7 protein-coding genes are annotated in these 5,278 nt (G+C 43.5%); 4 read left to right on the forward strand and 3 right to left on the reverse strand.

Going from position 1 to position 5,278, the window contains the following annotated elements; translation table 11 throughout:
• The 3 genes from VIP81_RS16050 to VIP81_RS16060 form a co-directional block, all read left to right on the forward strand.
• On the forward strand, positions 1 to 461 hold a 461-nt coding region (locus tag VIP81_RS16050; protein WP_331962794.1), incomplete at its 5' end, for a hypothetical protein.
• Positions 462 to 548: 87 nt separating this feature from the next.
• On the forward strand, positions 549 to 929 hold the full coding sequence (locus tag VIP81_RS16055; protein WP_331962797.1) for a PH domain-containing protein: 381 nt from the start codon (positions 549 to 551) through the stop codon (positions 927 to 929).
• Positions 930 to 1,037: 108 nt separating this feature from the next.
• Positions 1,038 to 1,529, forward strand: coding sequence for a hypothetical protein (locus VIP81_RS16060; protein WP_331962800.1), 492 nt, complete (start codon positions 1,038 to 1,040; stop codon positions 1,527 to 1,529).
• Positions 1,530 to 1,574: 45 nt separating this feature from the next.
• On the opposite strand, the gene VIP81_RS16065 is transcribed toward VIP81_RS16060, so the two are convergent.
• Together VIP81_RS16065 and VIP81_RS16070 are read right to left on the reverse strand one after the other, a co-directional pair.
• The gene (locus tag VIP81_RS16065) at positions 1,575 to 2,210 is read right to left on the reverse strand and encodes a response regulator transcription factor (protein WP_331962803.1); all 636 of its coding nucleotides are present in this window, start codon (positions 2,208 to 2,210) and stop codon (positions 1,575 to 1,577) included.
• The gene (locus VIP81_RS16070) at positions 2,200 to 4,182 is read right to left on the reverse strand and encodes a sensor histidine kinase (protein ID WP_331962806.1); all 1,983 of its coding nucleotides are present in this window, start codon (positions 4,180 to 4,182) and stop codon (positions 2,200 to 2,202) included. The genes VIP81_RS16065 and VIP81_RS16070 overlap by 11 nt, the downstream gene beginning before the upstream one ends.
• Before the next feature lie 219 nt (positions 4,183 to 4,401).
• Here VIP81_RS16070 and VIP81_RS16075 point away from each other — a divergent pair, with 219 nt between their 5' ends.
• Positions 4,402 to 4,791, forward strand: a complete 390-nt coding sequence (locus VIP81_RS16075) for a hypothetical protein (RefSeq protein ID WP_331962809.1) — start codon at positions 4,402 to 4,404, stop codon at positions 4,789 to 4,791.
• Between the two features lie 111 nt (positions 4,792 to 4,902).
• Here the strand turns inward: VIP81_RS16075 and VIP81_RS16080 are convergent.
• A partial coding sequence (locus VIP81_RS16080; RefSeq protein WP_331962812.1) for a hypothetical protein occupies positions 4,903 to 5,278 on the reverse strand: 376 nt, incomplete at its 5' end.

The raw sequence follows: 5,278 nt of genomic DNA on the forward strand, positions 1-5,278 counted from the left end.
TCGACAACAAACCATATAATTTTAATTTCAGCAACCGCTCCAATGCATATGCTACTTTCCTGGTGGCCAATATCTATCATCCTGCCAGGGGGCAGGATACAAGCACTCAGAACAATAGCACCGTTACACAGCGGGAAAATATTCCGGTAGCCAGTATCCCCGTCAACACCGCCGATATTATACTGGAACTGAGAGATACCAAGGTGCAGGACGGCGACAGCATTTCCCTGTCGCTCAACGGCCAATGGATCACTACCGGCTTCCCTGTGAAGACAGCGATGCAGGAAATCCGGATCCACTTGCAACCGGGAGAAAACATTTTACTATTTACCGCCGATAATCTGGGCGCTATTCCGCCCAATACCGCTGAACTGCGGATCCGCTATGGCCGCAAATCTAAAACGTTCAACCTGAGTACAGATATGCGCAGGAATAATGAGATCAAATTGATATTGGAATAGGTACTGGATAACTTCATTTTTCAGACTACAAAAATCAACATATTTCATAGCTTTGCGGCAGTAGCATTTTAAACTTAACCTTATACTATGGGATTCTTTTCGGGCCTGTTGGGCAACGCGGGCGAAGTGAGCCAGGAGCAATTAATGACAGATTACGGTAAACTATTGATCGATAACGAAACCATTGAACTTGGTTTTAAATTGATCAGGGATACTTTTATTTTTACGAATAAACGGTTAATCCTGATCGATAAACAAGGGATTACCGGTAGTAAAACAGAATACCGCAGTATTACCTATAAAAGCATATCCCGCTTTAGTGTGGAAACAGCCGGTACTTTTGACCTGGATGCGGAACTGAAGATCTGGATTTCCAGCGAGGCCGTACCCAGCATAAAGAAGCAGTTTAATAAATCCGTGAACGTGTATGATGTGCAGAAGGTACTGGCTTTTTATGTGTTGAATTAATGCGTTGAAAATACGGCAAAGCCGCTTGCTTGTTTAGATGGCGGCGGCCTTTCTATACCGGCTAACGGTAAAGGCTATGCTATTTTTATCTACCTATTTTACTTATCTATGGAACAAAACTCATCTACTATTTTTGATAATGAATTTATCGAGGAAACATCTATACGTCGCCGGGACCATATGGGACTGGGGTTGAAAATATATGTGTGGGTTTTTCTGATAACATCTGTTTTTGCATTACTCTCGTCGTGCTACGCCTTAGTACACTTTTGGGAATTGGTAAAAAAAGATAACACCTTATCAAGTTTCAGTGGATTGCTTTTTTCCACTATACTCTTTCTATCCAGTCTTTTTATATTGCTCGAAAAGAAATGGGGTATTCTTTTCGCAGTAACTGTCCTTGGGATTTCTTTTTTAATTGACATCTACTCTCTCATCACTTTATTAATCCCCGATACAGATTTTATTTCAGAGATGATAAGTATTTTCTGGTGTGTAGTGAAAATTCCTTACTTCATATTGTTGCTCCGGATAAAAAAAGATTGGGAAACAAAAGCGTTTTCCGCTAAAGAATTGCGGGCAAACAAAAGCAATTCGTAAAAGCAGCTTCCATACGCACCAGTCCCGATACAACAAAGGCAGCGCTTACAACAACCCTTGCTGACTCGCCACATTTATCAATGCCGCCACATTTCTTACCTGAAATTTCTGGATCAGATTTTTCCGATGCGTTTCTATGGTCAGCGGACTCAGATTAAGTTGTTGTGCGATGTCTGGCGTTGTTTTACCATCTGCTATTAAATGTAGTATTTCCTTTTCTCTTTTTGTGAGTTGCGGCGTGCTTTTTAGTTCGCCCACGGAAGGGCGTGCCATAATTTCCCTGACGGCTTTGCTGAAGGTGATCAGGCCGCTCATAGCTTCCCGGATGCAGGCGATTAATTCTTCCGAGGAAATGTTTTTGAGTAAGTAGCCGGTGGCGCCGTTCTGAATCATTTGTAGGATCATGCTGCGCTCGGAATGGTTACTCAGCGCCAGCACATGCGTGGCGGGCGACATCTCCTTAATAGTTTTGCAGAGCTCTATGCCGTTTACATCCGGCAGGGTAATATCGAGTAACAGCAGATCTACTTTATTTTCCTGTAAGAAGGAAATAAAATCGGTTCCGGTAGTAAAGCTGCCCGTAATAGTGATGCCATTTACATTTGCCAGGAGTCTTTGCAGGCCCTCCAGCACAATAGGGTGGTCATCTACGATAGCGATGGCGGTATTTTTAGTTAACATGTAGTTCTATATTTATGGTGGTTCCTTCGTTGGGCACGGAATCTATTTCAATTTTCCCTTTCAGAAAACCTACCCGATTTTTGATATTGCTCAGGCCAATACCTTTTGCCGGGATATCCTGATCGAAGCCTTTACCATCATCTTCCTGGGTGATAAAAAACAGGCCGTCGTTCTGGCTGCATTGCAATATGATATTACTGGCCTGTGCATGGCGAACAGCATTGGATAGTAGTTCCTGTACAATGCGGTAAATATGGATTTGTACTTCTTCCCGAAGGGTATCTTCAATATCCAATGCCTGGAAATCAATATGTGTGGTATCACTCATTAATGATTCACAAAGATCTTTTAGCGCAGTGGTTAACCCGAATTTAAGCAGGTTGACCGGCATCATGTTATGCGCAATGCGGCGCAGTTCTGTAACGGAGTTATCGAGTTGCAGGGTAATCTTTTCGAGTTCAGTCCGTTGATCAGGGGAGTAAGTGTCTTCAATTTGTGCGGACAAATTTATTTTGGCGCCCGCTAACATGCCGCCCAGTCCATCATGCAGGTCACGTGCCAGCCGCCGGCGTTCCTGTTCTTCTCCCTGCAATACTGCCTGACTGAATTGCAATTGCTGCTGTTGTTCTATTTCGTGCAGGTGTTGCTGATAGCTCTGTTCTTTTTGCACCAGCAGCTTTTTATTGCTCCGGTAAATAACGAGGGCAAATATCAGTACCACCAGTAAGAAAATACTGGCAGATCCCAGCAGCCAGGCCACCAGCCGGCTATTTTTCGCGGCCAGCGATTCCTGTATCTGCCGGTCTTTCAGCGAATTGATTTCTTTTTGTTTCTCTGCATCCCTGAATTTTATTTCGAGGGCATGCACATCGTTTTTCAACTGACTTTGCGACACGCTGTCACTGAGTTCACTATAACGTTTCATCCATTCATAAGCCGGCGCCCATTGTTTCAGTCCTTCGTAAGTGGCTGCCATGCCGTAGTACAGCTGTAGCCGGTTAGTAGCCATAGACATCATCACCGGCTGCTTCATCAGGTACGTTAATACCTCTTTGGCGGGGATATAACTTTTATCATTATAGTAGGCATAAAATTTTTGCAGCAGCAGCCGTTGCTCTTCATAGTCCAGCCCAAGTTTTTTCGCGAGCGCAACACCTTTGTCCAAACTGGCCAGGGCATTTTTAAACTTTCCTTCTACTGTAAAATACATTCCTTCTGCAGCGTAGTAGTCGAGGTAATATTCTGAGTCGGGATGGGCCGCCAGTAAAGGATACATGCTATCCAGGGCCGCCCGGGCATTTGCATTTTTTCCGGATAGGGAATAATTTTCGGCGATGGTATGCCAGGCATCCATCAGTTCCGTCGGAGAAGGATGCACTGTTTTTAATACCTCAATAGCCTGTAGACAATAAGTTTCAGCCTTATCGAATTGGCCTGCATTTTTAAATATAATAGCCAGTCCCAGGTAGTTTTTTCCCAGCAATATCTGGTTGCCGGATTGCCGGGCAAAGGGAATAGACTTGTTCAGTATAATATCTGCAAATGCTTTGTAATTGTCTTTCTGTTGTTGTATTCTTCCGTATTCATACCAGGCTTTAGCCCGGAACAGATAGGATTCCTTTGTTTTGAAGCGGCTCAACAGGGTATCCGCCAGCATGTATTTTTCCTGGCTTTCGTCCGGATGATTTTTAGCCAGCAGATGACCTTCATAGTAGTAATAGAGTGCCTGCAAGTAGGGTTGCTTTTTACTATAGGGGGCGCCTTCCTGCAGGAACTTCATGGCTTTGATGGTATCTTTTGCCGCCCAGAAATCGGCCAATGCAAAACTGGCCCTGGCCCGCATACTATCGGAGCCGTCTTGCAATAATACTTTTTCCAGGCTGTCGGTGGGCGACGTCCCACTTACATGTATTTGACCCAGGCACCAGTTATTTGCTATCAATAAGAATAGAAGGAAAAACAGTCTTCTCATACCGGAAAAATAATAACTATTGCGGATACATCGTACCCTTTGCAAAAAATACCTGGAAACAGGTAGTCATAAAACCGGGTTTACCGGTATTGTCTGGCGTGGGTGTTGGTTTTAATTTTGTGCCTGTACTGTTGAATGTTAGCCATATTCATATCAGAAAAACAGGGAAGCCGAAAACTGTAGCATCAAATAGAGTAGGCATGCTATCAATACACAATTATGAAATTACTTAAAAAAATTTTGATCCCCGCGTTGTTGTTGGCGACATTATTTAGCGCCTGTAAAAAAGACGATAATGATAACGCACCCGGAAAAACCTCCCACAAAGTGGTATTTAAAGCCGTTGGCTCTACAGGAGTGGATTTAAATGTGGTAGTTTACGGATATGACACGCAGCTTACCAGCAATAGTGGTCTTAGTGGTAACACCTGGACCAGTCCTGAAATCAATGTTCCGGCATCTGCTATTAACGCTGGTATCACGATCGACGGCATCGGTACATCCAATACCTCCACACTGAAAGTACAGATTTATGTAGATGGTCAGTTAAAGAAAGAGGGAACTTCGAGCGGTCCGGTACTGGCGGCTACTGCACAGTATAACTTTTAAAATAGGGGCATCAGTGCTTGTGCTGATGCCTTGTCATATGGACCAAACAGGAAGAAGGCATTGGGTTTCCGGTGCCTTCTTTCGTTTTATTACTGCCAGTTAGAGATGTGTTTACATGTTAACTCCCTTCAATAGTTTCCACTTAGGCGAATGATAAATAGTATCCCGTTTTATATTTTTATTATCCGGGAGATAGCAATAAAATTGTCGCTTTTTAAGATCGCCGATATAGATGAAGGGCACGAAATAATTTTGTTCGTTTGTAGTGCCAACCAATATAAACGTGCTATCCGATATCCAGGCTGCCTCTTCGAGAAAAGAAGATGACCCCATGAACAGCAGGCGGATTGTTTTTTTACTGGCGTAGTCGCCCAGCAGGAGGTACTGATCTACATCGGTAGAAATAGTGACCTGCTCTTTTCCATTACTGCGCAGGGTATCAAACACAATTTGACCACTATAGAAATCGAGGTAGTTTTTTTTACCA

The sequence above is a fragment of the Chitinophaga sp. genome, from assembly GCF_036566945.1.
Classification (GTDB): Bacteria; Bacteroidota; Bacteroidia; order Chitinophagales; family Chitinophagaceae; genus Chitinophaga.

Excerpts from the sequence above, each read along its gene's own strand:
- VIP81_RS16055 (WP_331962797.1), top strand. The coding sequence starts at position 549 with ATGGGATTCTTTTCGGGCCTGTTGGGCAACGCGGGCGAAGTGAGCCAG.
- VIP81_RS16060 (WP_331962800.1), top strand. The coding sequence starts at position 1,038 with ATGGAACAAAACTCATCTACTATTTTTGATAATGAATTTATCGAGGAA.
- VIP81_RS16065 (WP_331962803.1), bottom strand. The coding sequence starts at position 2,210 with ATGTTAACTAAAAATACCGCCATCGCTATCGTAGATGACCACCCTATT.
- VIP81_RS16070 (WP_331962806.1), bottom strand. The coding sequence starts at position 4,182 with ATGAGAAGACTGTTTTTCCTTCTATTCTTATTGATAGCAAATAACTGG.
- VIP81_RS16075 (WP_331962809.1), top strand. The coding sequence starts at position 4,402 with ATGAAATTACTTAAAAAAATTTTGATCCCCGCGTTGTTGTTGGCGACA.